30 protein-coding genes are annotated in these 26,257 nt (G+C 46.5%); 16 read left to right on the top strand and 14 right to left on the bottom strand.

What is annotated here, in order from left to right:
* Positions 1–166 precede the first annotated feature (166 nt).
* Positions 167–970: an inositol monophosphatase family protein gene (locus ACFQS8_RS12800; RefSeq protein ID WP_382167977.1), complete on the top strand. Its 804-nt coding sequence runs from the start codon at positions 167–169 to the stop codon at positions 968–970.
* Here ACFQS8_RS12800 and ACFQS8_RS12805 read toward each other — a convergent pair.
* The gene (locus ACFQS8_RS12805; RefSeq protein ID WP_382167979.1) at positions 967–1,467 is read right to left on the bottom strand and encodes a DinB family protein; all 501 of its coding nucleotides are present in this window, start codon (positions 1,465–1,467) and stop codon (positions 967–969) included. The genes ACFQS8_RS12800 and ACFQS8_RS12805 overlap by 4 nt on opposite strands.
* 208 nt (positions 1,468–1,675) lie before the next feature.
* Between ACFQS8_RS12805 and ACFQS8_RS12810 the strand changes: the two genes are divergently transcribed.
* Complete coding sequence (locus ACFQS8_RS12810; protein WP_382167981.1) at positions 1,676–2,962, top strand: serine hydrolase domain-containing protein; 1,287 nt, start codon at positions 1,676–1,678, stop codon at positions 2,960–2,962.
* Positions 2,963–2,968: 6 nt separating this feature from the next.
* Here the strand turns inward: ACFQS8_RS12810 and ACFQS8_RS12815 are convergent, their stop codons facing one another.
* Positions 2,969–4,795, bottom strand: a complete 1,827-nt coding sequence (locus ACFQS8_RS12815; protein ID WP_382167983.1) for an ABC transporter transmembrane domain-containing protein — start codon at positions 4,793–4,795, stop codon at positions 2,969–2,971.
* Positions 4,796–4,908: 113 nt separating this feature from the next.
* Between ACFQS8_RS12815 and rpmE the strand changes: the two genes are divergently transcribed.
* Positions 4,909–5,136 (top strand): 50S ribosomal protein L31, encoded by a 228-nt coding sequence (rpmE, locus tag ACFQS8_RS12820; RefSeq protein WP_382167985.1) that lies wholly within the window; start codon positions 4,909–4,911, stop codon positions 5,134–5,136.
* A 110-nt stretch (positions 5,137–5,246) separates the two neighbouring features.
* Here rpmE and rcdA read toward each other — a convergent pair whose 3' ends face one another.
* Both rcdA and ACFQS8_RS12830 read right to left on the bottom strand, forming a co-directional pair.
* Positions 5,247–5,789: a protease adaptor protein RcdA gene (rcdA, locus tag ACFQS8_RS12825; protein WP_382167986.1), complete on the bottom strand. Its 543-nt coding sequence runs from the start codon at positions 5,787–5,789 to the stop codon at positions 5,247–5,249.
* 164 nt (positions 5,790–5,953) lie between these two features.
* A complete protein-coding gene (locus tag ACFQS8_RS12830) occupies positions 5,954–6,121 on the bottom strand; it encodes a DUF1192 family protein (RefSeq protein ID WP_382167988.1) in 168 nt (55 codons plus the stop codon).
* 120 nt (positions 6,122–6,241) lie between these two features.
* Here ACFQS8_RS12830 and ACFQS8_RS12835 point away from each other — a divergent pair, with 120 nt between their 5' ends.
* Positions 6,242–7,231, top strand: coding sequence for an NAD(P)H-quinone oxidoreductase (locus ACFQS8_RS12835; protein ID WP_382167990.1), 990 nt, complete (start codon positions 6,242–6,244; stop codon positions 7,229–7,231).
* 148 nt (positions 7,232–7,379) lie between these two features.
* A complete protein-coding gene (locus ACFQS8_RS12840) occupies positions 7,380–8,114 on the top strand; it encodes a DUF1013 domain-containing protein (RefSeq protein ID WP_382167992.1) in 735 nt (244 codons plus the stop codon).
* A gap of 86 nt (positions 8,115–8,200) precedes the next feature.
* Here ACFQS8_RS12840 and ACFQS8_RS12845 read toward each other — a convergent pair whose 3' ends face one another.
* From ACFQS8_RS12845 to ACFQS8_RS12855, 3 genes are all read right to left on the bottom strand, one after another.
* Entirely contained in the window at positions 8,201–8,989 is a 789-nt protein-coding gene (locus ACFQS8_RS12845) for an SDR family oxidoreductase (RefSeq protein ID WP_382167994.1), read from the bottom strand.
* A gap of 112 nt (positions 8,990–9,101) precedes the next feature.
* Positions 9,102–9,611 carry a hypothetical protein gene (locus ACFQS8_RS12850; protein ID WP_382167996.1) on the bottom strand — a complete coding sequence of 170 codons (510 nt, stop codon included), beginning with the start codon at positions 9,609–9,611 and terminating at the stop codon, positions 9,102–9,104.
* Between the two features lie 157 nt (positions 9,612–9,768).
* The gene (locus ACFQS8_RS12855; RefSeq protein ID WP_382167998.1) at positions 9,769–9,936 is read right to left on the bottom strand and encodes a YdcH family protein; all 168 of its coding nucleotides are present in this window, start codon (positions 9,934–9,936) and stop codon (positions 9,769–9,771) included.
* A gap of 232 nt (positions 9,937–10,168) precedes the next feature.
* Between ACFQS8_RS12855 and ACFQS8_RS12860 the strand changes: the two genes are divergently transcribed.
* The gene (locus ACFQS8_RS12860; protein WP_382168000.1) at positions 10,169–10,564 is read left to right on the top strand and encodes a barstar family protein; all 396 of its coding nucleotides are present in this window, start codon (positions 10,169–10,171) and stop codon (positions 10,562–10,564) included.
* 92 nt (positions 10,565–10,656) lie between these two features.
* Complete coding sequence (locus ACFQS8_RS12865) at positions 10,657–10,881, top strand: DUF465 domain-containing protein (protein WP_382168002.1); 225 nt, start codon at positions 10,657–10,659, stop codon at positions 10,879–10,881.
* 24 nt (positions 10,882–10,905) lie between these two features.
* On the opposite strand, the gene ACFQS8_RS12870 is transcribed toward ACFQS8_RS12865, so the two are convergent.
* Positions 10,906–11,625 carry a GGDEF domain-containing protein gene (locus tag ACFQS8_RS12870; RefSeq protein ID WP_382168004.1) on the bottom strand — a complete coding sequence of 240 codons (720 nt, stop codon included), beginning with the start codon at positions 11,623–11,625 and terminating at the stop codon, positions 10,906–10,908.
* A 287-nt stretch (positions 11,626–11,912) separates the two neighbouring features.
* Here ACFQS8_RS12870 and purE point away from each other — a divergent pair, with 287 nt between their 5' ends.
* Both purE and ACFQS8_RS12880 read left to right on the top strand, forming a co-directional pair.
* Entirely contained in the window at positions 11,913–12,425 is a 513-nt protein-coding gene (gene purE / locus ACFQS8_RS12875; protein WP_382168005.1) for a 5-(carboxyamino)imidazole ribonucleotide mutase, read from the top strand.
* A 27-nt stretch (positions 12,426–12,452) separates the two neighbouring features.
* Positions 12,453–13,523 carry a 5-(carboxyamino)imidazole ribonucleotide synthase gene (locus ACFQS8_RS12880; RefSeq protein ID WP_382168007.1) on the top strand — a complete coding sequence of 357 codons (1,071 nt, stop codon included), beginning with the start codon at positions 12,453–12,455 and terminating at the stop codon, positions 13,521–13,523.
* 71 nt (positions 13,524–13,594) lie between these two features.
* Here ACFQS8_RS12880 and ACFQS8_RS12885 read toward each other — a convergent pair whose 3' ends face one another.
* Genes ACFQS8_RS12885 through ACFQS8_RS12895 form a run of 3 tightly spaced genes read right to left on the bottom strand, consistent with a single transcriptional unit; the run spans position 13,595 to position 15,469 of the window.
* Positions 13,595–14,140, bottom strand: a complete 546-nt coding sequence (locus ACFQS8_RS12885) for a GNAT family N-acetyltransferase (protein WP_382168009.1) — start codon at positions 14,138–14,140, stop codon at positions 13,595–13,597.
* 9 nt (positions 14,141–14,149) lie between these two features.
* Positions 14,150–14,728 (bottom strand): helix-turn-helix domain-containing protein, encoded by a 579-nt coding sequence (locus ACFQS8_RS12890; RefSeq protein ID WP_382168011.1) that lies wholly within the window; start codon positions 14,726–14,728, stop codon positions 14,150–14,152.
* 54 nt (positions 14,729–14,782) lie between these two features.
* Entirely contained in the window at positions 14,783–15,469 is a 687-nt protein-coding gene (locus tag ACFQS8_RS12895) for a COQ9 family protein (RefSeq protein ID WP_382168013.1), read from the bottom strand.
* Between the two features lie 164 nt (positions 15,470–15,633).
* On the opposite strand from ACFQS8_RS12895, the gene rpsU reads away from it, so the two are divergent.
* The gene (gene rpsU / locus ACFQS8_RS12900; protein ID WP_382168635.1) at positions 15,634–15,846 is read left to right on the top strand and encodes a 30S ribosomal protein S21; all 213 of its coding nucleotides are present in this window, start codon (positions 15,634–15,636) and stop codon (positions 15,844–15,846) included.
* A 152-nt stretch (positions 15,847–15,998) separates the two neighbouring features.
* Complete coding sequence (locus tag ACFQS8_RS12905) at positions 15,999–16,559, top strand: isochorismatase family protein (RefSeq protein ID WP_382168015.1); 561 nt, start codon at positions 15,999–16,001, stop codon at positions 16,557–16,559.
* On the opposite strand, the gene ACFQS8_RS12910 is transcribed toward ACFQS8_RS12905, so the two are convergent.
* The 3 genes from ACFQS8_RS12910 to ACFQS8_RS12920 all read right to left on the bottom strand — a co-directional run bounded on the left by ACFQS8_RS12910 (position 16,556) and on the right by ACFQS8_RS12920 (position 20,592).
* A complete protein-coding gene (locus ACFQS8_RS12910) occupies positions 16,556–18,019 on the bottom strand; it encodes an ABC transporter permease (RefSeq protein WP_382168016.1) in 1,464 nt (487 codons plus the stop codon). The two genes, ACFQS8_RS12905 and ACFQS8_RS12910, sit on opposite strands and share 4 nt — an antisense overlap.
* Entirely contained in the window at positions 18,016–18,999 is a 984-nt protein-coding gene (locus tag ACFQS8_RS12915) for an ABC transporter ATP-binding protein (protein WP_382168018.1), read from the bottom strand. The genes ACFQS8_RS12910 and ACFQS8_RS12915 overlap by 4 nt, the downstream gene beginning before the upstream one ends.
* Before the next feature lie 111 nt (positions 19,000–19,110).
* Positions 19,111–20,592, bottom strand: a complete 1,482-nt coding sequence (locus ACFQS8_RS12920; RefSeq protein WP_382168020.1) for a sigma-54-dependent transcriptional regulator — start codon at positions 20,590–20,592, stop codon at positions 19,111–19,113.
* Positions 20,593–20,712: 120 nt separating this feature from the next.
* On the opposite strand from ACFQS8_RS12920, the gene ACFQS8_RS12925 reads away from it, so the two are divergent.
* From ACFQS8_RS12925 to ACFQS8_RS12945, 5 genes are all read left to right on the top strand, one after another.
* Positions 20,713–22,497: a gluzincin family metallopeptidase gene (locus ACFQS8_RS12925; protein ID WP_382168022.1), complete on the top strand. Its 1,785-nt coding sequence runs from the start codon at positions 20,713–20,715 to the stop codon at positions 22,495–22,497.
* 297 nt (positions 22,498–22,794) lie between these two features.
* A complete protein-coding gene (locus tag ACFQS8_RS12930) occupies positions 22,795–23,100 on the top strand; it encodes an aa3-type cytochrome c oxidase subunit IV (protein ID WP_382168024.1) in 306 nt (101 codons plus the stop codon).
* 16 nt (positions 23,101–23,116) lie between these two features.
* Entirely contained in the window at positions 23,117–24,265 is a 1,149-nt protein-coding gene (locus ACFQS8_RS12935) for a Re/Si-specific NAD(P)(+) transhydrogenase subunit alpha (protein ID WP_382168026.1), read from the top strand.
* A gap of 75 nt (positions 24,266–24,340) precedes the next feature.
* Positions 24,341–24,796 carry an NAD(P) transhydrogenase subunit alpha part 2 gene (locus ACFQS8_RS12940; protein WP_382168028.1) on the top strand — a complete coding sequence of 152 codons (456 nt, stop codon included), beginning with the start codon at positions 24,341–24,343 and terminating at the stop codon, positions 24,794–24,796.
* A gap of 26 nt (positions 24,797–24,822) precedes the next feature.
* Positions 24,823–26,247, top strand: coding sequence for an NAD(P)(+) transhydrogenase (Re/Si-specific) subunit beta (locus tag ACFQS8_RS12945; protein WP_382168030.1), 1,425 nt, complete (start codon positions 24,823–24,825; stop codon positions 26,245–26,247).
* The last annotated feature ends 10 nt before the right edge of the window (positions 26,248–26,257 follow it).

Here is a 26,257-nt window from a genome sequence, read left to right on the forward strand (position 1 = left end):
TTCATGCGTGGCACACCGTTTATGAGGCTAGTTCGCTTCATGCATAGATAGTCTCAAGGCCAGCAATGCCTTGATATATTGGCTTGACTAGGTTAGACGCCCCGTCTGGTATTTTGCTTGGTGATCTCCACACATCATCAGGTCTGCTCGTAGGAAAATTGAAATAATGTCCCGTCCATCCCCAACCGTCTCGATTATGATTGAAGCTGCACAAGCGGCAGGCCGCAAATTATTGCGCGATTTTGGGGAAGTTGAAAATCTTCAGGTTTCCAAAAAGGGACCGGCAGATTTTGTATCTGCAGCAGACAAAAAAGCTGAACAAATTTGTTTTGATCGCCTTTCTAAAAAGCGCCCAGGATATGGCTTTCTTATGGAAGAGGCTGGCGTGATTGAGGGGTCAGATAAATCTCACCGTTTCATCGTTGATCCTTTAGATGGCACGACGAACTTTTTGCATGGTATTCCACACTTTGCTGTGTCCATTGGACTAGAGCGTGATGGTGAATTGCGTGCCGGTGTTGTGCATGATGTGATCCGCAACGAGATTTTTTGGGCAGAGACAGGCGAGGGAGCTTGGCTAGAAAACCGTCGCTTGCGTATCTCAAACCGCCGCAAACTTGGAGAAAGCGTGATTGCTACCGGTATCCCATTTATGGGCCGTGGTGATCACACGCAATATATTAAAGAACTCCACGTACTTATGGGTGAAGTTGCGGGTATTCGCCGTTTTGGAGCTGCCGCGCTTGATTTAGCTTATGTTGCATCTGGTCGCTTTGATGGCTTTTGGGAGCGCGGTCTCGCGCCTTGGGATGTTGCGGCGGGTATTGTGCTTGTGCGTGAAGCAGGCGGAGAAGTTAGCGGCTTAAACGGCGCTCATCCTCTAAATGACGGTGATCTTGTATGTGGAAACACAACGATTACCGCGAAGCTGATTGACCGTGTCGAGGGTAAGATTAAACCAAAGGTCTAGTCGGTCGGCATAAGCGGTAAATCTGTATCGCCTATATCAATATTGAAGTGTTTAAGCATGTGCGTCACCTGACCCCGATGGTGGGTTTGGTGATTGAAGATATGCGTGATGCAGAGCCAGCGCGGTTTCGTATAGGTTTGACCATTTGAGGCGCGCGTCCAAACAAGGTCTCCTGCGAGCCAGTCATCATTGAATGTATGCGTCCATTCCTGAAGGCGTAATATTGCTTCCTTATGTGTGTTTTCTAACATTTTGCGATCTGCATATAGATCAACACCCATATCGCTAGGTTGATAGGGCAGTGATAGATCAAAGCGTGTCATCCAGATTATATCTGCCCATAAAATATGATTCATAGTAGAATGAATGGACTTCCAGAATGCTCCAAGGTCTTCCTTAAATTGAGCATCGGATAGATGCGATGTTCGAGAATATATTTTTTCTGTCATCCATTGATTATATTTGGCCATTTGCTGATAGTTTTTTGTGAGGTTCATAGAAAACTCCCAGTGAAGGTGCGCAATTTAATTATGGTACCAGAGCCAAATAAGATAAAATGTATTCAGTTTAGAGCGCACGCGAATAATCAAATCATGAAGGTTAGCTGAAACTATCGTAACATGACGTGTTCACCACAATTATGACTCGTTTCAGAAGAGAATAGCTAGAGCTTTTCATCTGTCAGGCGAATTTAGAGGGCCAAGAATGTCACGACTCGGGGATATATCTGCATTTGTATCACGCGTAGTTTTGTTTACTGCTGTGGGTGTCTCATTTGCAATTGCAGGTGAGGCGGATGACGGCATTGAGACGCCGTCCAAACCTGTCGCGACAGGTGAATTGTCTGCACCGACACTCGCGCCGCGACCTCCTTCATTGATAGACTTAAACTATGTGAATGCACGTGTAGAAGATTTGATGAAAGAAGACCAAATGGTCGGCTTTGCGATTGCGATTGTGGATCGCGGTGAAATGTCTTTCGTCAAAGGATATGGCAATGTTTTCCCGGGTGGTCCGCAAGTCAATAAAGATACTGTTTTTCGTTGGGCGTCCTTGTCTAAAGGTATGGCGGGTACACTGGCTGGTATTTTAGATAATCGCGGGCAGATGGATCTGAAGGCTCCGGTTTCAAATTATAAAACCACTCTGCGCTTACCTGCGAATGGAACGGCGAAAGTTAAGGTGGAAGATCTGCTATCGCATCAACTAGGTATCGTGCCCAATGCATATGATACACGTTTGGAGGACGGGGTTGATCCACAAATCATCCGCAAAGATCTCGGTAAACTAAAAAACATATGCCCACCCGCAGATTGTCACTCCTACCAAAACGTTGCCTTTGATGCGATTTCTGAAATAGCAGCTGATGTGACAGGTAAGTCTTATCAAGAATTGGTCACGGAAAACATTCTGCAACCACTGGGGATGACATCGGCGAGCCTCACACGTGAAGAGCTTATTCAGTCAGGGAATTATGCATTTCCATTCGGATATTCGCGGGGCATTTCTATGGTCGCCCCTGTGGAGTTGAACGACAACTATTACAAAGTCCCCGCAGCAGGCGGCATGAATTCCTCTATCGAAGACTTAGCACGCTACATGCAGGCGCAAATGGGACTCGCCCCGAATGTCTTGCCACCAGAAGTGCTCGACAAAATACACGCACCCAAAGCAGCAACATGGAAAGAGCGCAACCGTATGCGTCGCCAATCCTCACACATCACCCATGCAGATTATGCCTTAGGGTGGCGCGTATATGATTATGAAGGCCGGAAATTGGTCGGGCACAGGGGCGCAGTGCGCGGATATAGGGCGATGATTTTGTTTGATCCAGAACTGGATACAGGCATTGCTGCGCTTTGGAATTCTTCAACGAGCATGCCTGTAGGACTTCAGTTTGAAGTCATGGATATGGCCTATGGCTTAGAGCCCCAGAAATGGATGAAACTTAGCTCTCAAGGTGAGGATGAGCTTACCACGTCTGGGGACTAATAGGTTTTAACTGCCTGAAAATTGTAATTCTGCAAGGTGTGCATAAATGCCGCCTTGCGATACGAGACTTTCATGGTCGCCTTCCTCAGCGACGCGTCCTTTATCCATAACAACAATGCGGTCAGCGCGCCTTACCGTGGCGAGACGGTGGGCAATCACGAGTGTTGTGCGCCCGTCAGAAGCTTTATCGAGCGCGGCTTGTACCAAGCGCTCATTTTCTGCGTCCAACGCGCTGGTTGCTTCATCTAGCAGCATAACGGGTGCATCACGTACCAAAGCGCGCGCGATAGCAACGCGTTGGCGCTCACCCCCAGATAGGTTTTTGCCACGACCACCGAGTTCAGCTTGTAACCCTTTTTTAGTCTCAAGAAAACGCCAAGCCTCTGAAGCTTTCAATGCATTTATAATTTCTTCGTCGGTTGCTTTGGGGGAAGCAAATTTCAAATTGTCTGCTGCTGAACCTGAAAAGAGGGCCGCCTCTTGAGGTACATATCCAAATTGAGCGCGCCAGTCTTGGGGCGTAACGGCCCGTGCATCCATGCCATCAAGTAAAATTGCGCCTGATTGAGGATCGTAAAAACGCAGTAGCATACGAAATACTGTTGATTTACCTGCCCCTGATGGGCCGACAAGCGCAACTGTTTCGCCTGATTTTATTTTAAGATCGAATTTGTCCAATGCGGCGGCGTTTGTATCGGTAGGATAGGAGAATGATACTTGGTCAAATTGGACGGCACCTGTCACGGGTGAAGGCATAGCGCGAGGATTTTCTGGTGCGCGAATGTCTGGCTCTTCATTGAGGATTTCAGAACAGCGTTGAATAGCTCCTGATGTGCGCATGGCAGCATTAAAAACATCTGCAAGCATTCCAAACCCTGACACGCCTGAAAGGGCATACATGGAAAATTGTGCAAGCTCTCCAGATGTCATGCGTTCGGCCAAGACTTCTTGAATGGCAAGCCATGACATGAAGGCTATTCCGGTAAATAGTCCAAAGATAACCGACCCAGACATAAGCGTTTGAGCACCAATACGGCGGCGCGCTGCCTGGAAGGCCGTTTCGCAAGCCATGCGGAAGCGTTCCGCGCGCGTGGCTTCTTGTCCGTAGGCTTGCACCAGCTCTATAGCTTCAAGGCTCTCAGAGGCCTCTCCGGCTGCGTCAGCAATGCGGTCTTGCACCGCTGAGGAAAGTTTCCTTACACGCGTTCCAATAATGAACATCGGTATCATGACGAGGGGAACAGCTACAAACATGACACCTGTCAGACGCCAGTTCAAAATGAACATCATTATAAGCGCTCCTGTTAGGGAGAGAGCATTGCGCAAGAAGATGGATGCAGATGAGCCTAGAAAACTTTCTATCAGCGTCACATCTGCCGTGAGGCGAGAAACAGCTTCACCAGAACGTAAGCTGGAATAATATCCAGAAGATAGATTGATAAGTTTTTTGTAGACGTCCGAACGTAGGTCTGCAGCGGCACGTTCTCCTAAGAGCGACATAAAATAAAAGCGCGCAGATGTCACAAGCGTCATGACGATCACAACACCGATGAAGGTCATGAAACCTTGGTTGATTGCGGGGATGTCATTGTTGGCGAGTCCATTATCGACAATGTCTCGCAACACAACCGGCAAGTAGAGTGTGATACCGACACCAGCAAGCAATAATAAAAGGGCAGGCCAAAAAATGGCACCGCGTCCAGCAACATAGGGCCAAAGCTGAAGAAGAGGGCGCAGTTTCTTACTCTTAGGGCGATCAGGCAGTCCGGCACTGCCGCCACGCCGGGTTCCTGCTTTTCTATCTTGATCGGCTTGTGTTTGGTGTTCTGTCATCTTTTATTCTGCTCTAAGACCCAGTTAGGGGTTGATAAATGCTGCTAAATCCGGTAAGCGCGCTGCTTCGATTTAAAAAAACTAAGACCAAGGCGTTTAAGGGCCACGTACCGATGAAACAAGACGTACATCCGGACTATCACTTCATTACTGTCAAGATGACAGATGGAACTTCTTACCAAACTCGTTCAACAATGGGTAAAGAAGGCGATACTCTACAGTTGGATATTGACCCTAAGACTCACCCAGCATGGACTGGTGGAAACCAGCACATGATGGACCGTGCAGGTCGTGTATCCCGCTTTAATGACAAATTCTCTGGTTTCATGAAAAAGAAATAGACCGATTTGGTTTAATTTCTAGATTGTTTCGGCAATCTCCAGAAAACAAGTTATAAAAAAACCCGCTGCAAAATTTGCAGCGGGTTTTTTTTGTCTGAATTTTTCCAAAACTATTTAGGGTCACGCCAAATTGCGAGTGGATCAAAAGCACCTGTGTCTGCTGCTGATTGAAGGCGTTCCATTTGACTCATAACAGGGTTGTCTGTCGGCGCTGGTTCAATAGCAAATAATTTTTTATCCAATCTCCATACACGGTCATACAAAGCGCGTGACCGTACAACGAGATCGAGCAATGCTTCGGGGAGATGTTCGACAGCGGACAGGCTGCGGAGTTCATTTGGTGGCGTCAGGCGAAACTTGTCTTCACCTGCTTCGTCAGATGTCATGTCACCTTCACGCACAGCGCGTTGAACAACTAACCAGCTGGCAGATTGCATAAGACGTGTTGTCACTTCCATGCTTTCGGCCGCATATACGAGTGCGTGTTCTCTATCTAGCTGTCGACTTTCTTGGCGTCCAGGGCCATCAAGATAAGCTGCTGCTTCTTCCACAAGTCCCATACCTTCTTTGAAAAGACGGTCAAAAACTTCCGAAGTTGCAAATTCTGATACGCGATTTTTCCAGTCGTCGCCAATCATAGAAACAGATTTCATTCAGACACCCAATACTATTTTGACCTTCGGATACTATACACAATCTCTCGCCCAAGGTCCGGACTATAGCCAAATACTATAACACATAGAGTCTTAGCTAAGTCTCTACATAGTGTTCAAATATGCAGGTGTGAGTCCAGTTTTACGCTGTTAATATAGTGTAATTATCCAAAAATCGCGTCTGCTGCGTCTTTCACCTGTTTCTTTTTGGCAATTTCAGCTTCGCAAAGTTTGATTTTCTCTTTGAGCGTTTCAATCTGATACCCCAATTCCTCAATCGACATTTCTTCTAGTGTTCTTGCTGGTTTTGCTTTTGGATCTTCATCAAACATAAAGTGGCTCCCTGAAGCTATCTTTTGGAAACGTCATGTTATGGTAGGCGTTTTGTCATCTGACGTGAAGGCGTTTGGTGTGTCAAAATAAATAGAATTTATAGAATGAAGGAAAGCCTGATGACCCAGAGCCATGTTCAGAGCGATCAAATGAAAACCATTAAGGTAGTAGAGGGGGGAGCACTGGAGTGGCAAACAGTGAGCAGGCCAATACCATCCATTGATCAGGTCTGTATCAGAGTCGTCGCAGCAGGGGTGAACAGAGCGGATATTTTGCAGCGCAAAGGCATGTACCCGCCTCCAAAAGGCTGCCCTGATATTATGGGACTTGAAGTGTCTGGTTATGTTGAGGCTGTTGGCGAGGGTGTTGATGATTGGCAATTAGGCCAAGAAGTATGTGCTCTACTGCCTGCTGGTGGATATGCTGAATATGCCATTGCACATCATAGAAGTGTTATGCCTGTTCCCGAGGGCGTGTCTTTACAGGAAGCCGCGTTGCTCCCCGAGGCAGTTCTGACTGTATGGGCAAATGTCTTTGATATAGCAGTTTTACATCCTGGTGAGACGTTGTTTGTACAAGGAGGTGCATCCGGGATTGGCACCACAGCTATTCAAATGGCCAAAGCTATGGGAGCGAATGTTTATGTTACAGCAGGCAGCGATGAAAAATGTAAAGCCTGTATCGAGTTGGGAGCTGATGGGGCATTCAACTACAAAACAAGTGATTTTGAAGAAGAGTTAAAAGCTGTTGGCGGCGCTGACGTTATTTTAGACATGGTGGGTGGTGATTATTTGCCTAAACATATCAATGCATTGAATTTTGGAGGAAGGTTGGTTCACATAGCTGCTCAAGGCGGCCTTAAAGGAGAGGTAAATATCCTTAAAGTCATGATGAAGCAGTTAAGTATTACTGGGTCAACTTTAAGGGGGCGCAATGATATAGCGAAGATGCATTTAGCAAATATGGCTGTTGAAATAGTTTGGCCGTGGGTAGCGAGCGGGCAGGTGAGGCCGGTTGTAGATTCTAGATTTGCTATGCAGGAGGCTGAAAAAGCACATGACCGCATGACGAGTGGTGAACACATCGGTAAAATCATGTTGACGTTGTAAAACCAGATTGTCGAAAATGTTCCGCTTTGGGAATTCACAAATCCACCAAATATGCGTATACTGATCGCAACTAACGTTTTGTCTCATGTCTTATGAGATCAAACCGCCCGGCCCAAGTGCCGGGCGAAATTGTTTTTGGAGGCGACTAATGGCCAATATTCTTATGCCTAAAGCAACAGCTGTATGGCTTGTTGACAACACTGCACTGACGTTTGAGCAGATCGCTGATTTTTGTGAATTGCACCGTCTTGAAGTCAAAGGCATTGCGGATGGTGAAGTTGCAGAACACATGCGCGGCGTGGACCCAGTGTCACGTGGTGAGTTGACGCGTGCCGAAATTGAGCGCGGTGAAAAAGATCCAAACCACGCTTTGAAGCCGGCATCTCCTAAGTTTGATAAAGTTGTTGCGCCTCCTAAGCGTAAAGGCGCGCGCTATACGCCAGTATCGCGTCGTAGTGATCGTCCAGATGCGATTTCTTGGTTCTTGCGCCACCACCCCGAAATTTCGGATGCTCAAATTTCTAAAATCATCGGTACGACCAAAAATACGATTGAGGCAATCCGTACTAAGTCTCACTGGAATACTGAAAACTTGAAACCAGTAGATCCTGTGACATTGGGACTATGTACTCAAATTGAACTTGATGCATTGGTAGCTAAAGCTTCTTCTAAGCGTAGAAAAATGGAAGAAGATCGAGAGATTGGTGCATTGGGTGCAGGTATCGACATGGTGAAAACGGGTGACGACGGCAATGTTGAAGTTGCTGATCCGTTTAGAGGTTTTGGTTCAAGACCTACGCAAGATGATAGCAAGGGTGCAGATGAACCAAATGCGGATGACGTGTTTGCGAATTTCGGTAAATCATCAAGTGATGACGAATAAGTACCATATTTGATTTAAAAAGAGGGGCTGGATGTCGTATTATCTAGCCCCTCTTTTTTGTGGTATTATAAAGGTTGTATTGAGGTTTAACTTTCCTCTTCATCCTTTAGGTTGCAAACGCCGTTTAGAGTTGAGCGTCCACCATCTAAGATTATAGACTGCCCAGTCATGTTTGCGGCCCCATCACTGGTTAGGAAAGCAACGGCCTGTGAAATTTCTTCGGCAAAGGAGTGGCGCCCTAAGGGTGTGCGTTCTTTTAGCCAAGGTTCTTCGTTTTCTGCGCGTGGGCGAACGGCAATAATAGCATTTGTGCGGATACGTTGAGCCGCTAGATCAATTGTAGCCGCTTTTGCTGCGGCAAGTGCCATGGCCTGTGAAACATGCTGTGAGTATGCTCCAGGGTCGCCGTAGAGGGCACCCAAGCCAAAGACTTGAACAAAGCTTGGGTTTGCGGTTTTTGCGGCTGCAGGATCCATATCTTCCATTTGTTTGATCATTTGATCGCTAAAAATACGTAATGCAGCTGTGATAGAGCGAGCGGGCGCTATGATCTTTTCTTCAAATTCCCCTACCTTTATATCGCCAAAGTTTTTAGCTGGGGGAAGTTCGGGTATGTGGCATACTGCATCGACGTGACCAAAAGCGCTCATCGCACCTGATAATATATTGTTCAGGCCTATGTTTGTTGTGATGGTAGAAGGGGAAAGCGTATCTACTTTATCACCCAGTGTTTCCTTGATTGCTTTGAGCGCTTTTGCATCAGTATCAGCTAAAAACACGGACCAGCCTTGCTGAGAAAAAACGCGCGCACACACGTTTCCAATACGTTTGGCCCCGCCAATAATGACGAGTGTGGGGTGTGAGGAGGTGGCCATGTATTCAGCTCCAGATTTGGGGAAGTTTCAGCAATGCATTTTTAATGCTGGAAACCAAAAACAGAGGAAGTGCTACGTCATCCTCTGTCTTCAGGTGTTCTAATACATCAAGCTATTGATTAGTTTTGTTTTCCTCAGGGGCATTGGGTGCCTCATCTGAAGTCGTTGTCAGTTTTTCATCGCTATTTGATGTTTGTGCAGTTTCTGTTGGGCTTGTTGATTCAACAGTTTCATTTTTTACGTCAGATTCTTCTGTCGCTGCTGAGCTATAAGAATCGTCTTCGTTTGCGTCTTCGTGAAGTGAAACGTCCATCTCTTCCCACAACTCCTCGTCTTCATCAGACCATAGGGTTTCGTTGAGAAGTGTAATGCGCTCATTCAAATTGTGTTGTGCGGCAAGGCTTTCGCTTAAGAGACGTACTATCATCCAGAGAGAAAGAGGTATCGCAATAGCTAAACCTGCTTGGAATATTGCGGTGAAGGGATTCCAAGTGAGTAAACTCCAAAGGGCACGTAAAAGTCCCATTGCAGCGAGTGCCGCCAAACAGACGGTTAGTAAAGTGTTTGCTGATTTTAGCATCCCTGGGGACAGCAATTGCTCAGGGTCTAATGGTCCACGCATGTTTCACAGCCTTTCATGTCACTTATGCAAGCATATACCCACATAAGATGAAGAGAGAGCAAATACGAAGCCATTAAACGGATAAGAAAAACACAATTCTCCAAATAGGCGAATGCTGTCCGCCGTTTATTTTATGGGATGCGTAATAGTTTTAGGATTATCCCGCTTTTAACGAGACGATTTCGTCTTTGATGCGAAGCTTTTTTCGCTTGAGATCTAGAATCTCTTGGTCTGGTGTGGAAGGGCTTTTTCGTTTGTCGTCGATCGTGACTTCTAGACGTTTATGACGTTCACTCAGTTCACGAATACGTGCGTCTGTGCTCATTCAAACCTCCTTCATTGTGGAGACTAAAGTAAAACATAGAGTTTCGTAGAAGTCATCCTTTGACGGATCAAAAAAAGTTACATGCCTATTGTGGAGTGAATCTTCGTGTGTTTGGCGATGGTGTAATTTTTGGAAACTCAGATAGTATATCGATACCTGCGAAGTTGCTCTTCAGGACATTTGATTGGTTATTCGCCTCTTCGCCATGTGTGTCTGAAATTTGGATCATTCAATGACAAAAACGTTCGTACTCGAAGGAGAAAGTATTACAGATATTAGCTCATTTTACGATGAGATTAATCGAGTTTTTATGTGTGACGAAAACTGGGTGATAGGGGAGAGCTTAGATGCGCTTAATGATTTGTTTTATGGCGGTTTTGGTGCGATATCTGGCCGTAAAAATGTAAAATTAGTCTGGCGAAATATTGATGTAAGCAGAGCACATTTAGGTGTCGAAGCTACGAGGAATTATTACCTAGAAAAACTCAACCATCCTCAGCGGTATAAAGTTGAGAAAATCAAGTCGAATCTCGAAAAATTACGGAATGAAAATTCTGGATCAACCTACTTTGACCTGATTATCGAACTAATAAATGGTCATAGTAATATTCATTTGGTTCCGGATTGATGTGCTTGGAATGTGTGACCATCAGCTATTCCAAACCGATAGAGATTTTGGCTGGTTTTTCGTGAATAGTAGTCAATAAGGAGAGATAAGTTTTGAATTATTCAGACAACAAAAACAACGTGAATTCCACTTTATCAACGGCAGAAAGAATAAACGAAATTGAAGCTGAGTGTCGTCTTCTTGATACCCGAATTGAGGCGCTCACCTATCAGGGAGAAGGAGATTTGGAGATTGCTTCTCTAAAACGACAACAATTCTTGCTAAAGGAAGAGATCGTTAGGCTGAAGGACAAATCGCTTCCCGATATTATCGCCTAATTGGTGAAAAATAAAATTGGCGTTTTAGGAGATATTGCTAATTTTCGCCTTACGCCGCATTTTTGTGGCGTACATAGCTTCATCAGCTCGGGCAATTTGTAGTTCTGCTGTTTCATCATGCTCCAATGATGTGACACCAAATGATGCATCAATGGAAAGCTCATTTCCTTCATATTGAATGCATATTTCTTTTATGGCGGTTGCGAGTTGGTTTGCTTTTTCTCTCGCTTGTGCCGGTGTGACACTGGTCAACACTGCGATAAATTCGTCTCCGCCTAACCGTCCAAGCAAATCAGACTCTCGTGTTTGTTGGACAAGAACATCAGCAACAGCGAGAAGAATTTTATCTCCAGCTGAATGTCCATACGTATCATTGATGGTTTTAAAGCCGTCTAAGTCGAAATAAATTATACTGGCGTCTAAGCCGTATCGTCTTGAAAATGCGACAAGTCTCGATAGTTCACGTACGAAAGCTCTTCGGTTGAAGAGGGGGACCAAAGCATCGTGATCCGCCATGCTTTCTGCCGTTTCAAGGGACTTTAAGAGGGCGTTATTTTTGTTTCTTAATTCTGATATCTCGCCAGTCATGGCACCAATTGCGGCGCGAACGGCGGGCGTTAATTCTGCTTCAGAAATGCCGAAAAGTTCGGTCGCTTTTTCAACGCCGATATCACCATTTTCATCAATATAGCGAGTGTTTCCGTCTTCCGAACGCCTCGCTGAAAAGATTGAGAGAAATTTCATAGCCTGTCCACAATTCTCATTATGGTTAATTAATAACCGTTCACAGTTAGCGGGCGGTTAACAGCTTACATTGAAAGTTAACCTTTTGCTAACTCTCTCCCTTGTTAGGGGAGGTAAAAGCGCAATTAATTTGTCAGATCGGTAATTTTTATGCCAGTTTCAAGACAATCTCATACTCTCTCTTGCCGCAAAGCGAACTATGCCTATACTCCCGCGCTTTCTGTAGGTGTGTTGCTATCTCAAACGATACATTTACATTTATTGGACCCGCTGGGGAGGCATGTTTCATGAGCAACGAAAATATGTTGTCAAATTCTGATCAACCATTGGTCGGTGTTGTCATGGGCAGCAGATCTGATTGGCCAACAATGAAATTAGCATCGGATTTACTTTCGCAAATGGGTATTCCGCATGAAACCAAAGTTGTCTCCGCGCACCGCACACCGGATCGTTTGGTTGAGTATGCTAAGTCAGCTAAGTCACGAGGATTAAAGGTTATTATTGCTGGTGCGGGCGGTGCTGCGCATTTGCCGGGTATGATTGCTTCGATGACTATTGTGCCTGTACTCGGGGTTCCTGTGAAATCTAAAGCGCTTTCAGGCGTGGATAGCTTGTATTCAATTGTGCAAATGCCGAAGGGAATTCCAGTAGGGACGCTTGCGATTGGTGATGCAGGAGCGGCAAATGCAGGGCTACTTGCAGCGGCGATAGTGGCTGGACATAGTGAAGACGTCGCGGAAAAATTAGAAGCTTTCCGTCAAGCGCAGACAGATGCTGTTGTAGAAACAGTTGAAGATTAATTAAATAAAAAGAATAGGTTATTGCAGGTGAGCAAGATAGCGCCGGGCGGTGTCATTGGTATTTTAGGTGGTGGGCAGTTGGGGCGCATGCTTTCATTGGCTGCCGCTCGGATGGGGCTGGATGTCGTTATCTTTAATCCTAAGATTGATAGTTGTGCGGCGCGCGTAAGCGCGGATGAAATTATCGCTGAATATGATGATGTCGACGCACTAAAAGAGTTTGCTCAAAAATGTGATGTCGTGACGTTTGAGTTTGAGAACATTCCAGCAGCAAGTTTGGATGTAATTGAGGCAGCTGGTACACCAGTTTATCCGCGCTCTAACGCGCTTGGATGTTCGCAGGACCGCTTGAAAGAAAAAGAGTTTTTGAACTCTATTGACATTAATCCCGCACCTTTTGCACGGATAGATGGGCCAGAAGACATTCTTCCGGCATTAGAAAAACTAGGCGGCAAAGGTGTACTGAAGGCGCGTCGAGAAGGGTATGATGGGAAAGGCCAAGCGCGGCTTGATTTATCGTCAGACCCTATTGCTGCATGGGAAAAAATTGGAAAAGTTCCTGCTGTTCTTGAGGCATTTATTTCATTTGAACGTGAAATTTCCGTACTGGTTGCGCGCAGTAGAGATGGTCAAATTGCATTGTATGACACACCTGAAAATGATCATGCAGGCGGCATATTAAAGTCTTCTACATTGCCAGCGAACGTGTCTGAGCAGACGAAGGAAGTTGCCGGGGATTTAGGGCGAAAATTAGCACAATCTCTTGATTATGTTGGTGTTTTAGCTTTGGAATTGTTTGTCCTTAAAGATGGTTCTTTGCTGGCGAATGAATTTGCGCCGCGCGTTCACAACACAGGCCATTGGACTGAGGATGCGTGCCTATTGGGGCAGTTTGAGCAACATATACGCGCTGTGTGTGGTTGGCCTCTAGGGCCAACGCAGCGCTTTGTAGATATACGCATGGACAATCTATTGGGTGATAGTGATATCGCATTATGGGAGACGCGCGCTAAGGATGGCGAAGCGCCGCGCATATACGCTAAAAGAGGCGGTGGTGAAGGTCGTAAATTGGGTCACTCAAACAAGGTTTGGAGGTAATCTGCATAGCTCGTGCTAGGGGCGTGGTTATGCTCTGCATGCATAGAGGTGAGCAGGTGAATACTGTGTGTTTACCTAGTGGACGATGCCTGAACCTCTTTATACATGTAAGTGGTGGCTTCGTGCTTTTTTAAAGTGGGGTGGCGTGCAAAATTTGGTATTTCACCAACACGGTTAAAACCTAAACTTTCATACAAATGCTGCGCATTACTGTTTTTCGCGGTATCTAAAGTAATGAGTGGTCTTTCGAGCTGCCTTGCTTTTTGCTCGAGTGCGACCATGAGTTTTCGTGCGATCCCTCGGCGGTGAAAATCGGGGCGGACAAGTAATTTTGAAACCTCACATCTATGGGTTTGGTTGGGTGGCATGGAGTGATCAAGCTGGACTGTGCCGACTAATTCTTCATTTATGAAGGCTGCAAACAAAACACACTCACTCGCAACTAACGCTGGGCGCACTTTGTTGGTCCAAAAGCGCATGGCATCTTTTAAGGTAAAAGGTAGGACGAAACTGACACTTGCGCCGGAATGTACGCACGCATGTAAAACCTTACTCAAGCCGACAAGGTTTTCATCTAGCTGATCAGGTGAAAGTGTGCGGATATCAAGGGCGCTCATGATAGGGGCTCAAAGGATAAAGAGGTGATAGTGGACAGGGGTTGGGCCGGTGTTTTCAAATGTAGAAGATCCGGTGAGGAGGTAGCGTAAGCAATCTCCATCTCTCAAATCATATACACAATGATCCAGCGTCATGCGTAAACTGCCGCTATGTAATATGAGATGATGTTCTATATTTAGGCGGAAAGGTTTTTCAAAACAGATATGCGTGTTGGGAGCAAGTTTTCCTTCAACGACTTCGCCTGATAGGTGGCCGTTGGGAGGGGATACAGATTTGCGAGTATAGCCTGTTTTTGTGTCATCCCAAATTTGTTGGTCTTTCGCTTTTACTAGCGGATCAAATTGAGTTTCGACCATCGCCATTAAGCGCGACATGGAAAGACCATATGCACTGCATAACTTTCCAAGCACATTTGTTGTTGGGCTAACGTCACCTTTTTCTAAACGCGAAAGAGTGCCGCGACTAATGCCGCTACGTTCTGCGAGTTGATCGAGGGAGTATTGGTTTTCTTGGCGCAGGCTTTTTAAGCGAAGCGCTAGAAGGGCATCATCAAATGGGTTTTCGTTTGTGTTGCAAGAATTGACCATATTTGAGAAATATTCCCAAATATGGGAATGGTCAAGATGTTTGCTTGTCTGAGGTTATTTTCCCAGAGGACCAGATTTTGGCACAAACTTTAGAAGATCAAGGGGATCGGGAAGTTTGTCAGTGAAGTTTTTAACTTGCGCTTTTGCTTTTTCAAATTGCATCACATTTTCGATGCGATCATCCAGATATTCCCATGTGCTGTCATCATTCTCATCATCTGACGCAAGCCAATGAGAAATAGTGGAGGTAAGCACGCCGGAAAGAACAAGCCGTTTGGAGTACCAATTAGCATCTGTGGATTTATCGCCTAAGGCGGACCAAATTGTATCCGCTGCATTCCAGATAATTTTGGGACCAAGGCCGGCGCGCCATGGCGCAGCAAGCGCATGAGATGCACGGCGTGCTGCTTCTTTGTTATCTGATAAATAGGAGATGCGGGCGCGTACACCTAGAGCAATGCGCTGCCGGATCTTTAATTGGGTAAGATCTGTGTTTTTTAAAATATCGCGTGCGTGGTCATCTGCATTATCTGCCCATGCTTCAAGAAGAGAGGATATACCTTCTGGTGCCGCGAGGAGCACTTGGCCTTTGCTAATATTAAGCCGTTTTGCCGTGTTACGCAGGGTTTCGTCATTCCAACCTTCAAAGACGCTATCTTCCAAAATGCCATCAAGTAATTGGGCAAGAATCTTACGTGAAGGAGGAATATCAGTCGATTCAGTCGATTTTTGAGCGTTCATAGTGTAGACTCACGTCAAGAAGAGGTAGGCAGGCGCAATTCTTTGTGCTAAACGCCCACCTTCGGGCTGTCAAAGCCCAATCAGTTTAGCAAAGTTTGATGCGTTTGACGCCCCCTAATCGGCGCGACATATGTGTTATTTGGAAATCATCGGGAGATTGAACCATCGTTCAGATCGTCGTCCGCGACAACAATGTCGATCAGGCATTGAAAGCGCTAAAAAAGAAAATGCAACGTGAAGGCCTTTTTCGTGAAATGAAAAGCCGGAACCACTTTGAAAAGCCTTCTGAGAAAAAAGCTCGTGAAAAAGCTGAAGCTGTACGTCGTGCACGCAAGCTTGCTCGCAAACGCGCTCAGCGTGAAGGTCTTATCAAGTAAGACAAAGCTTATTGAAATGACCCGTATGGATTTTCCTTTTAGGGTCATTTTATAGCTTTTACTTTGCATTTGATCCTAGCGGATTGATCTTCAAAGTTGCATTAGCCGCTCGGTTTTAGCCGTAGCGGTTTTTTGTTTTTCTGGAAAAAATCATGCACATCACACCTCAATCCGCTTTGATCATCGTGGATGTTCAAAAAGCCATCGACCTACCTTATTGGGGTGTTCGGAATAATATCGATGCTGAAATGAAAATGCGCAGCATATTAGAGATGTGGCGCAATTTGGGGTATCCCATTTTCCACATTCAACATAATTCCAATGAGGAGGCATCCGGCTATAATCCGGCGCGTATTTCTCATGCGTTTAAAGACGAAACCGTCCCAATCAATGGGGAGGTAGTTATCGGTAAATCAGTACATAGTGCATTTGTCGGAACAGATTTAACCCAGCGGCTTCATCAATTGGCCGTAGATGAGATTTTTATGTTCGGCGTAAAGACGAATAATTCCATCGAGACAAGTGTGCGTCATGGTGCAAATTTAGGGTTTGATATTCTTCTTATTGAAGATGCCTGCTTCACGCATAATCAAAAAGATTGGAATGGCAAGTTGCGTTCGGCTGAGGATGTGCATGCGATGACGCTATCCAACCTTGAGGGTGAATATTGCCGTGTGGTGACGTCTAGCCAAGTCTTAAATGCACAGACTTAGCTGGCTTTTTTGGCTGTGCTCTTCTTAAGGAAGTTTTTGATGTCTTTCATGCCTGTGCCATTAACGGCCCCTGCACGGTAGACGCGTACAGAGCACCATAATGCCAGCGTTGTGGCGATTAGCATGACAATGATATGGCCTGTTATCTCAAGCAGTGGCGGATCCAAGGGTGCGCGCAATATCATCAAAAAGGGCGTGAGGAAGGGCACCCAGCTCATCATGAATACAAAGCCAGAAGAGGGGTTTTGCAAAGCCATGATGACGATGAATAAAGGTGTTGTGAGCATCAATATGAGCGGCGTTGCTAAGGCTTGAGCTTCTTGGATAGTGTCACACAATGCACCCATGGCTAAGAATATCGCGCCATACATGAGATAGCCTGCCAAAAAGCCTAATAGGGCAGGAATAATAAGTTTGGGATCGAGCGCAGCGCGTGCAAATTCCCATGCGGCAGGGCTGAGAGCTTGGTCCACATTCAAGCCAGCCCATAGCGCCATAAGCATCCAAGAGCCAAGCAGTGTCGCCGAGAGCATCAAGACGCCAAGTAACTTACCGGCGAGAAGGTCTGTCACGCTAACGCTCGTAAGGAGGCTGTCGAATATTTTGTTAGAGCGTTCCTCAATCGTGCCTGTCAGCAAAAAGTTGACGACCGAAAAGATGAGTAGCCATAGCGATATTGCAATAATCGTTGCGGCAACAAAGGGGGCGCGGTCTGTGAGAGTGACCTCGCTGCTTTGATTGTCATTGATTTGGTTTGCGCCGGGTTTGCGTACGAAAAGCGAAGGAATATCAGCGTCTGCTTCGCGAATTTGGGTGGCTGTAACACCCACTTCAGTGAAGAGTTCAAAGCGAGAAATGTATTTGAGAGCGCCTGTCGTTGCTTGGCGTAGTTCTGAGTTCACAATGTCGGGTGAGATGTAATCAACACTGGATATCTTTCCCACCTGATCGCGATTTACAATAATGGCGGCGAAAAGGGTTTGTTTGCCTTCAGGACCGTCAAGTGTCTGTCCTGACGAGAGGAGTGTCTCAACATGCTCTATGGACTTATCCTTCAGAGGGATTTCGTGGAAACGGATTGGAGAAGGACTAAGTGGGAAAGGCAAGTTGGCAGCTTTCAGCGCTTCTGCGGGAGAAGCACCTTCGGCATAGGCCTTTTCATACTTGCTGATTATTTGGCGTTTTTCGGCAGGGGAGGAAGAGGATAAGGCCTGACGTAAAGCAATAAGTGTGTCGCTGCTTTGCCAACTTTCAAACTGCCATTTGAGTGCATCCTGCACATCGGTTTGGCTATCAATGACGGTGTAGTAGCGTGCAGGTTGTGCTTTCATAATCATGCCGGGCACCAGTACACCAACGGCTAGGCCGATGGGTGTGAGGAGGAGGCCAAGCCAGAACCCCAGCGCAGACACATACCCTAGATATTCGCGGCGTGCGACAAGCCAGATAGAGCGGATCATGTACATGTTTCCTTATCTGCAAGCTGAACGTCGCTGCATAATTCTTCTTTGTCGACGAGGGACACAAACACATCTCTCAATTTTGCGCGATGGGGCGTGAAAGAGGTGATGGGCGCGCCTGCTTCAATGGCGGCCCGCAATACATCTTGAGCGCGTTCGCCGTGAGAGAGGTCTATGCGCCAGTGGTGGCCAAGCTCGTCTGTTTTATCTGAGGATATTTGAAAGCGTGTTGTGCAAAGGGCAGCTTTTAAATCAAATGTACCTTCCGTGCTGATGTCAGCATGTTCGGGTATAAGGCTCATGGCTTCATCAATAGTTCCGTCGAAACGCTTTTCGCCTTGTCCGATAATCACGAGGCGATCACAAAGGCTTTCAGCCTGTTCCATAATGTGCGTGGAAAAAATAACTGTCGCGCCGCGTGCATGTTCTTCACGAATAAGGGTTTCAAGGTCTTGCTGGTTGACGGGATCAAGGCCGGAAAAAGGTTCATCCAATATAATGAGGTCGGGTTGGTGAACCAGTGTGGACAGAATTTGTACCTTTTGGGCCATTCCTTTGGAGAGGTCACTAATTTTGGTTTTAAGGTGATCGCCTAAACCAAAACGGGTTAGCATTTCATCTGCTCGCGTGAGTGATGCTTTGCGGTCCATTCCCTTTAAGCGTCCATAATAGGAGATGATCGCCCGTGCAGTCATTTTACGGTAAAGGCCGCGTTCTTCGGGGAGGAAGCCGACACGGCGTAAATTCACAAGATTTGGCTTTTCGCCAAATAGCAATGCTTCGCCCTCATCGGGAGAAATTACGCCAAGTGCCATACGCAAACTTGTTGATTTTCCAGCCCCATTAGGGCCAAGAAACCCAAGAATTTCACCTTTGCGCGCACTGAAGGATACATTTTTGACAGCAGCCTTTCCTTTGAAGAACTTGCTCGTATTCACAAGTTCTAAAGGTGATTGCAAAGGGGAGGTTGGCTGTGTCATGTAAAATCCAAACAAATCGGCGCGTGTGATTGGATTCTCACACGCGCCAAATATCACTTATATATACAAGCATTCAAGCATGAAGCTGGTGTTAAATTCCATGCTTTCTAGCTAGCCAACGTTCAAATCTTCGTCATCTTCTTCGCGAACACGTAAATCATACTCACGCACTTTGCGATATAATGTTGAGCGACCTATGCCTAGACGACGTGCAACCTGCGACATGTGGCCAGAATAAAGATCAATCGCGTATTGAATGAGGTCACGTTCGACGCTTTCGAGTGGGCGCAACTCACCATTTTCATCGACAATGGAAACTGGTCCACCCAATGGGCTGTTTAGGTCTGTTGCAGTTTGCGCAGCATTTGCTGGTGCAGCTAGCGTGGTGGATGCGTTTAAGATGTCATAATTTGGTGTTAGCCCAGAAATTTGCGGGAAATCAATTGGCTGCAATTCATCGTTCTCAGTCAAGATCATGGCGCGGAAGATAGAGTTTTCTAACTGACGCACATTTCCTGGCCAATCGTGTGCTGCCAAAATCCCCATTGTTTCAGTGGATGCACCTGTGACGGATTTACCCTCTTGAGCGTTAAAACGACGAATGAAGTGATCTACCAATGCTGGCAAGTCTTCTTTGCGTTCGCGTAGGGAAGGCATCTCGATTGGAAATACATTCAAGCGATAATAAAGGTCTTCGCGGAAGCGCCCTTCGGCGACAGCTTGCGCTAGGTCGCGGTTTGTCGCTGAGATAATGCGCACATCCACTTTGGTTGGTTTGCGAGAGCCTACAGCATCCACTTCACCTTCTTGTAGAACGCGGAGAAGTTTGACCTGCATATCAAGGGGAAGCTCGCCCACCTCATCTAAGAAGAGCGTTCCGGTATCAGCTTCTGCAAATTTACCTAATTTCTTCTCGTGAGCACCTGTGAAAGCGCCTTTTTCGTGTCCAAAGAGGATGGATTCCACAAGGTTTTCAGGAATGGCACCACAGTTCACAGTTACAAATGGTTTGCCAGCGCGTTCAGATGCACTTTGAATACATTGAGAGACAACCTCTTTACCAACACCGCTTTCACCTGTGATGAGAATAGGAATATTGGAGGATGCAGCGCGTTGCCCAAGGCGTACAACTTGGCGCATAAGGGGAGCGCCAGCAATCATGTCGTCGAAGCCTAAAGTGCCTTCCGATTTCTTTGAAAGGCGTTTCACTTCTCCGCGAAGGTCGGAGACCTTCAAGGCATTGCGAAGGGAAACCACAATGCGTTCAGGAGATACAGGTTTCACAAAGAAATCCACGGCACCCGCGCGCATGGCTTGCACAACTGTGTCAATTCCGCCAGAAGCAGTTAGAACGATTACTGGAAGGTCTGGACGACGTTCCAGCAAGCGTTCCAATGTTTCCATTCCAGACAAGCCAGGCATAATAAGGTCCAGAAGGACAACTGAAATACCGTTTTTAGCATCGGATGCTTCTTCAAGGGCGCGATCGCCGCTTTCAACTAAGCGCGCACGAAATCCTTGGCGTTCAACAGCTGCTTGCATTAAGCGGCGTTGAGTAGGATCATCATCTACAATAAGAACAGTTTTCGCCATTATTTTAACCATCATTTAAGCGGCCGGAACAACGCGACCTCGTTTTCATGGTTCAACTTGGCACGAAGTTATGAAATCGTACTTAAATACTATGGTTGAATTTTAAAGGACTGCACTAAAATGGCGCCAGATTGGCTCAAAATGAACCGAGATAAGTCGGGAGGGTGGCGAAACCATCTTTACCAAGGTCCGGTTGATCCTAAGCTCCTGCGCGATAAAAAGCGTTTACAAGCAATGGTTCAGGCGCTGGTGGCGTCTCATTTAGCTGATAAATCGCACTTGTTTTCTGACCTTGAGCAGGCTTATTCGCTTCTTCACAGGATAAGATTGTTTCTGCATCTGTACCTAGCATTAACTGATAATTTAAAAGAAGAGTTAGAAGATAAATCGCTTACTATACTTAATGAACTAAATACAGAACGTGTGCAATTGCAGGCTTTATCTATTTGGTCAGTATCCAATGCGACAGATGCACCGCAATTGTGGAAAGCAGCTCAGCGAAGAAGGGGTGTGTCTGTGATGCCTTGGCGTGCGGCTGTGAGTTTCGCAGAGCAAGCACATTTTGCATCAGACCATCACTGGATTTGCCAATATCGCTATGACAAAGCATTGCATGAAATGGCATTGCGACATGGTGGTTTGTCGCAAATGGGGGCGGGGTTGCGAGACACGGACGCGCAGGTACGTGAGAATGCGAGCCGGCAAATGAATGCATGGCTAAAGGATATGGGCGTAGAGGGCGAGGAATTGTTTCGGCTGCAAGCCAAATTGGCTCGCAAGAAGCGGTTTAACTTTGCGGGTATAGATGCTTCAGAGAAAACACTAGAGATTGCTCGCAGAGTAGCGCTTGAGCGCGGACCGCGCTTGAGCAAAGCATATTATGAATTCAAATGCCGCACTCAAAAAGTTAAAGGTGAAAAGCCAGTTTGGCATGATCGCTATGTTGAAGATGAAAATACGCCCCATCAAAATATGGCGTGGAGAGATGTGAAAGAGCGAGTGCTTTCTTGCATATCCGCGTTACACAATGATGTGGGGAAGGCTGCAAACCGTTTGATTTCCTCTAACAATTTGATTCAACCTCAGGGAAGGGGCGGCGGATTTACAACGCCTGTTTTTTATAATCATAAGCGCCGTATTGAGGCTGGCCCCTTTATATATGCCCCGTTCGATGGGTCGGGTGATAGTGCGCGAACTTTGGCGCATGAATTGGGGCATGGCGTCCATGCTTATCTTTCGGCGCAACTTGGTCCGATGCAATGCGATGGAGGGTGGGCTGTTGCTGAAACTATTGCGCTGACATTTGAGCATTTGTGTCTTGCAGACGATAGAGAAGCATTGGCAGATCAAGATTTTGCGATGTTAGTGCACCAGCCAGCGATTGCCATGTTCGAGCGCGAATTAGGCGTTGTAGATAATGATATTCCAGTAGATGCGATATGGATTAGTGCTCTACGCGGACATTATGGCGCGGATGTTTCCTTGCAAGGATATGAACCTTTCTGGCGGCGTCATTCTTCTACTCTATCAATGCCGGGTTACCCCATGGCATATCTGTTGGGTTGGGCATTGGCTGGATATGTGGGTCAACGTATAGAAGGGTATGAGGAGCGAATGAAGCAACCGCTGCTGGATGTGTTGAAAGCAGGAGGGAATCTTGGGTTTGATGAGGCCGCGTCCATATTGGGCGTAAGAGATATGGGGGAGTTGATCCATGGTGCCTTTGATCGGGCGCATGCGCGATTAGAAGCGCCTACAAGTATGCAGTCAATGCAAATTGAACCGATGGTTAAAGAGATTAAAGCGACCTTGCCACAAGAAGATGGCAATGAGGAGGTGCGCAATTTAAGTGATGTGCGCGAAACGCGTACGCCAAAGCGCGTGCGAAGATCAAAAATCCGGTAATGGGGACGCAATGGGGCTAGGCATGCGGGTAAATTCCTGGGCATGCGACGCTTTGCGTATCGAAAGAACGTAACTCTTGCTGGACCTTTTGGTCTGTTGAGGATATTTCAAGACTTCGTGTTCAAAACGGCTTGGAAAAGCTTTGAGAGCACAAAGCAGAATTTTGTGAGGTTTGGAGAATTTGGGGAATAATTTTGTGCTATCACTGCGATTTATACCGTAGATACAGGTAGCTTTTTCCACTTGTTTCAAACTCAACGCTAGTTATCTATTTGTCGAACTAAGAAGGTGAAACCAATGAGCGAGACAGGCGAGTACATTCGCGGTCAGATGGATGTCCGATCACAATCAGCAACATTTTCAGCATTTATGAAAGTGACAGCTTGGTCGTGCCTCCTACTAACCCTGATACTCGGGTATGCGATTTTCACACTAACCATGGGCGTCCACTGGATGGTTGCTATGGGACTCTTTGCCATTGTCGGTGTTATCGGCAGCATGGTTTTGGGTCTAGGAGGAGGATTTCTTCTAGCGGTGGGTGGTCTGATTGTTCTGGGCGTATTTGTTCAGATCATGATCTCTCTTGGCGGTGCCTTAATGTAAGACACACAGGACTACCATGAAAATAGCCGTTCCAAAGGAGCGGCGCGAAAAGGAACTTCGCGTTGCAACTACTCCGGATGTGGTCAAGAAACTGATTGCTGCCGGACACGAAGTTAAAATCGAAAAAAGTGCTGGATTGGATTCCGGCATTCTTGATGACGACTTTATCAATGCAGGTGCTAGTTTAGCAGCTGATTTCAAATCAACATTAGATGGTGCGGATTTGATTTTGAAAGTACGTGCACCAAGTAGCGATGAGAAATCTTCCTTCTCTAAAGGGCAGTCATTGATTGCTCTTTTAGAGCCTCATGGTGATCTTCAAGGGGCAAAAGCCTACGCAGATGCGGGCATTACAGCCTTCGCCATGGAATTTGTGCCGCGTATATCGCGTGCTCAATCAATGGATGCCCTGTCATCTCAAGCTAATTTGGCCGGATATCGGGCAGTTTTAGAGGCGTCTCACCTATATGGACGCGCTATGCCCATGATGATGACGGCTGCAGGTACGGTTGCGCCAGCTAAGACCTTTGTAATGGGGGTTGGGGTTGCCGGCTTGCAAGCTATTGCAACTGCACGCCGCCTCGGTGCAATTGTATCCGCGACAGATGTAAGGCCGGCGACTAAAGAGCAGGTGGCATCTTTGGGAGCGAAATTCATCGCTGTAGAAGATGAAGAGTTTAAAGCGGCAGAGACTGCGGGCGGTTATGCCAAGCAAATGTCTCCTGAATATCAAGCAAAACAAAGAGAGTTAGTTGCCTCTCACATTTCTAAACAAGATATCGTCATCACGACTGCTCAGATTCCAGGACGCGAAGCGCCGGAACTCATCACCTCTGACATGGTGAAATCTATGCGAGCGGGATCGGTTATCATTGATCTTGCTGCAGGGCAGGGTGGAAACTGTAAATTGTCGAAGCCTGATGAAATTGTGGATGTTGGCGGCGTCAAAATTTATGGGCCGACAAATCTACCAGCTGCAATAGCTGCAGATGCATCCGCGCTTTATGCGAAAAACTTATTGAACTTTATTGCGCTTATCACGGGGCCAGAAGGTGCGTTTGTTCCTAACTGGGATGATGAGGTCGTAACGTCATCTGCCCTCACAAAAGACGGAAAAGTTGTTCACCCATCCCTCGTGCCAGCCACTGATGAAGTGTCGGCCTAAACAAGAAACATCCTCAAAATTGTAGACAAAGCGAATTTTATTGCTTGCCCAATTTTGAGAATGGAAAGGATAATTATGTCTAAAATTAAGCCTACATCCCTTGTGAGTGGTCTGTTATTGGCAACTCTCATCATTACCCCAGCAGCTTTTGCGCAATCTGATGCGCAAACGATTAACCCACTTATCTTTCGACTAGCTGTGTTCGTTTTGGCGGCATTTATTGGGTATTATGTTGTTTGGGCGGTAACGCCAGCTTTGCATACGCCGCTCATGTCTGTGACGAATGCGATTTCAGCCGTTGTTGTTGTTGGCGCTATTGTTGCTGCAGCTGCTTCCGCGCTTGGTTCTCCTGATCCCGATATTGTTCAAAAGGTATGGACAGCTAAATGGCTAGGTGCGGGCGCTGTGGCGTTGGCATGTGTCAATATTTTTGGTGGGTTTATGGTCACAAACCGCATGCTCGCAATGTATAAAAAGAAAGAACGTCCCGCGCCAACTGAAGCTGCTTCGCCAAGCGCTCAGAATAAATAAGCGTCGCTGACAAAAGGAATATTATTATGTCTACGGTTGATATATCGGCCTTGTTATATCTTGTCTGTGCGGTGTTGTTTATCTTCTCCATTCGCGGACTAGCTAGCCCTGAAACAGCACGTCAAGGAAATAAAATCGGTATTTTCGGGATGGCGCTCGCAGCTGCGACGACGCTTTTTCTCGTGAAAGATAATCTCGATGGTGCAACTTTCGGCTTGATTGCTGGAGGTGTCGTTGTTGGTGGTGGTGTGGGGGCAGTGCTTGCAACTCGTGCTCCGATGACCGCAATGCCGCAAATGGTAGGGATGTTCAACGCCTTGGGTGGTTTGGCATCTTTGCTTGTGGCTTTGGCTGCTTTTTATGCACCTGCGTCATTTGGATTATTGGGCGCAGAAGGCACTATTGCGCCGCGCTCACTTATTGAAATGTCGCTTTCGGTTCTAATCGGTGCAATCACTTTTTCTGGGTCTTTAATTGCCGCCTTGAAGTTGAATGGCTCGATTTCTGGCGGTCCGATTTTACTACCACTGCGTCACGTTATTAACTTATTGATTGCTGTGGGAATTGTGGCGTTGATTGCGATCACTGCAAATTCCAATGGTGCACAATCTGGCGGTGGAATGCTGCTAATTTGGATCGCTCTACTGGCTCTGATTTTTGGGATTACACTCGTTATTCCGATTGGTGGAGCAGATATGCCGGTGGTTGTATCCATGCTTAACTCCTATTCGGGGTGGGCTGCTGCCGCACTTGGGTTTACGCTTTCAAACTTTGCTCTGATCGTTGTTGGTGCGATTGTGGGAGCCTCAGGCGCGATCCTTTCTTACATCATGTGTAAGGCGATGAATCGTTCCTTTATCTCCGTGATTGCGGGTGGTTTTGGAGGTGATGATGCGGGTACGACAGCACGTGCAGATAACTCTGATAAACCTGTGAAAATTGGGTCGGCCGACGATGCGGCTTTCATTCTGAAGAATGCATCTAAAGTAATCATCGTGCCCGGATATGGGATGGCAGTGGCGCAAGCTCAGCATGCTCTGAAAGAAATGGCGGATAGTCTGAAAGAGGCAGGTGTTGATGTTTCATATGCTATTCACCCTGTGGCGGGGCGTATGCCAGGCCATATGAATGTGCTTCTAGCCGAGGCGCAGGTTCCATATGATGAGATCTTTGAGATGGATGATATCAACTCCTCATTCAAGCAGGCTGATGTTGCGTTTGTGATTGGTGCAAACGATGTCACCAACCCAGGTGCAAAGGATGATCCTGCATCTCCAATTTATGGCATGCCTGTATTAGAGGTGTGGAATGCGGGAACAACTATGTTTATCAAGCGCTCTTTGGCGTCTGGATATGCAGGTGTTCAGAACGATTTATTCTATCGTGAAAATACAATGATGTTGCTCGATGATGCTAAGAAAATGGTCGAAAACATCGTTAAAGCACTCTAATTTTTATCTT

Origin of the sequence: Hirschia litorea (assembly GCF_042665075.1) — a bacterium.
In the GTDB taxonomy this organism is placed as follows: Bacteria; Pseudomonadota; Alphaproteobacteria; order Caulobacterales; family Hyphomonadaceae; genus Hirschia; species Hirschia litorea.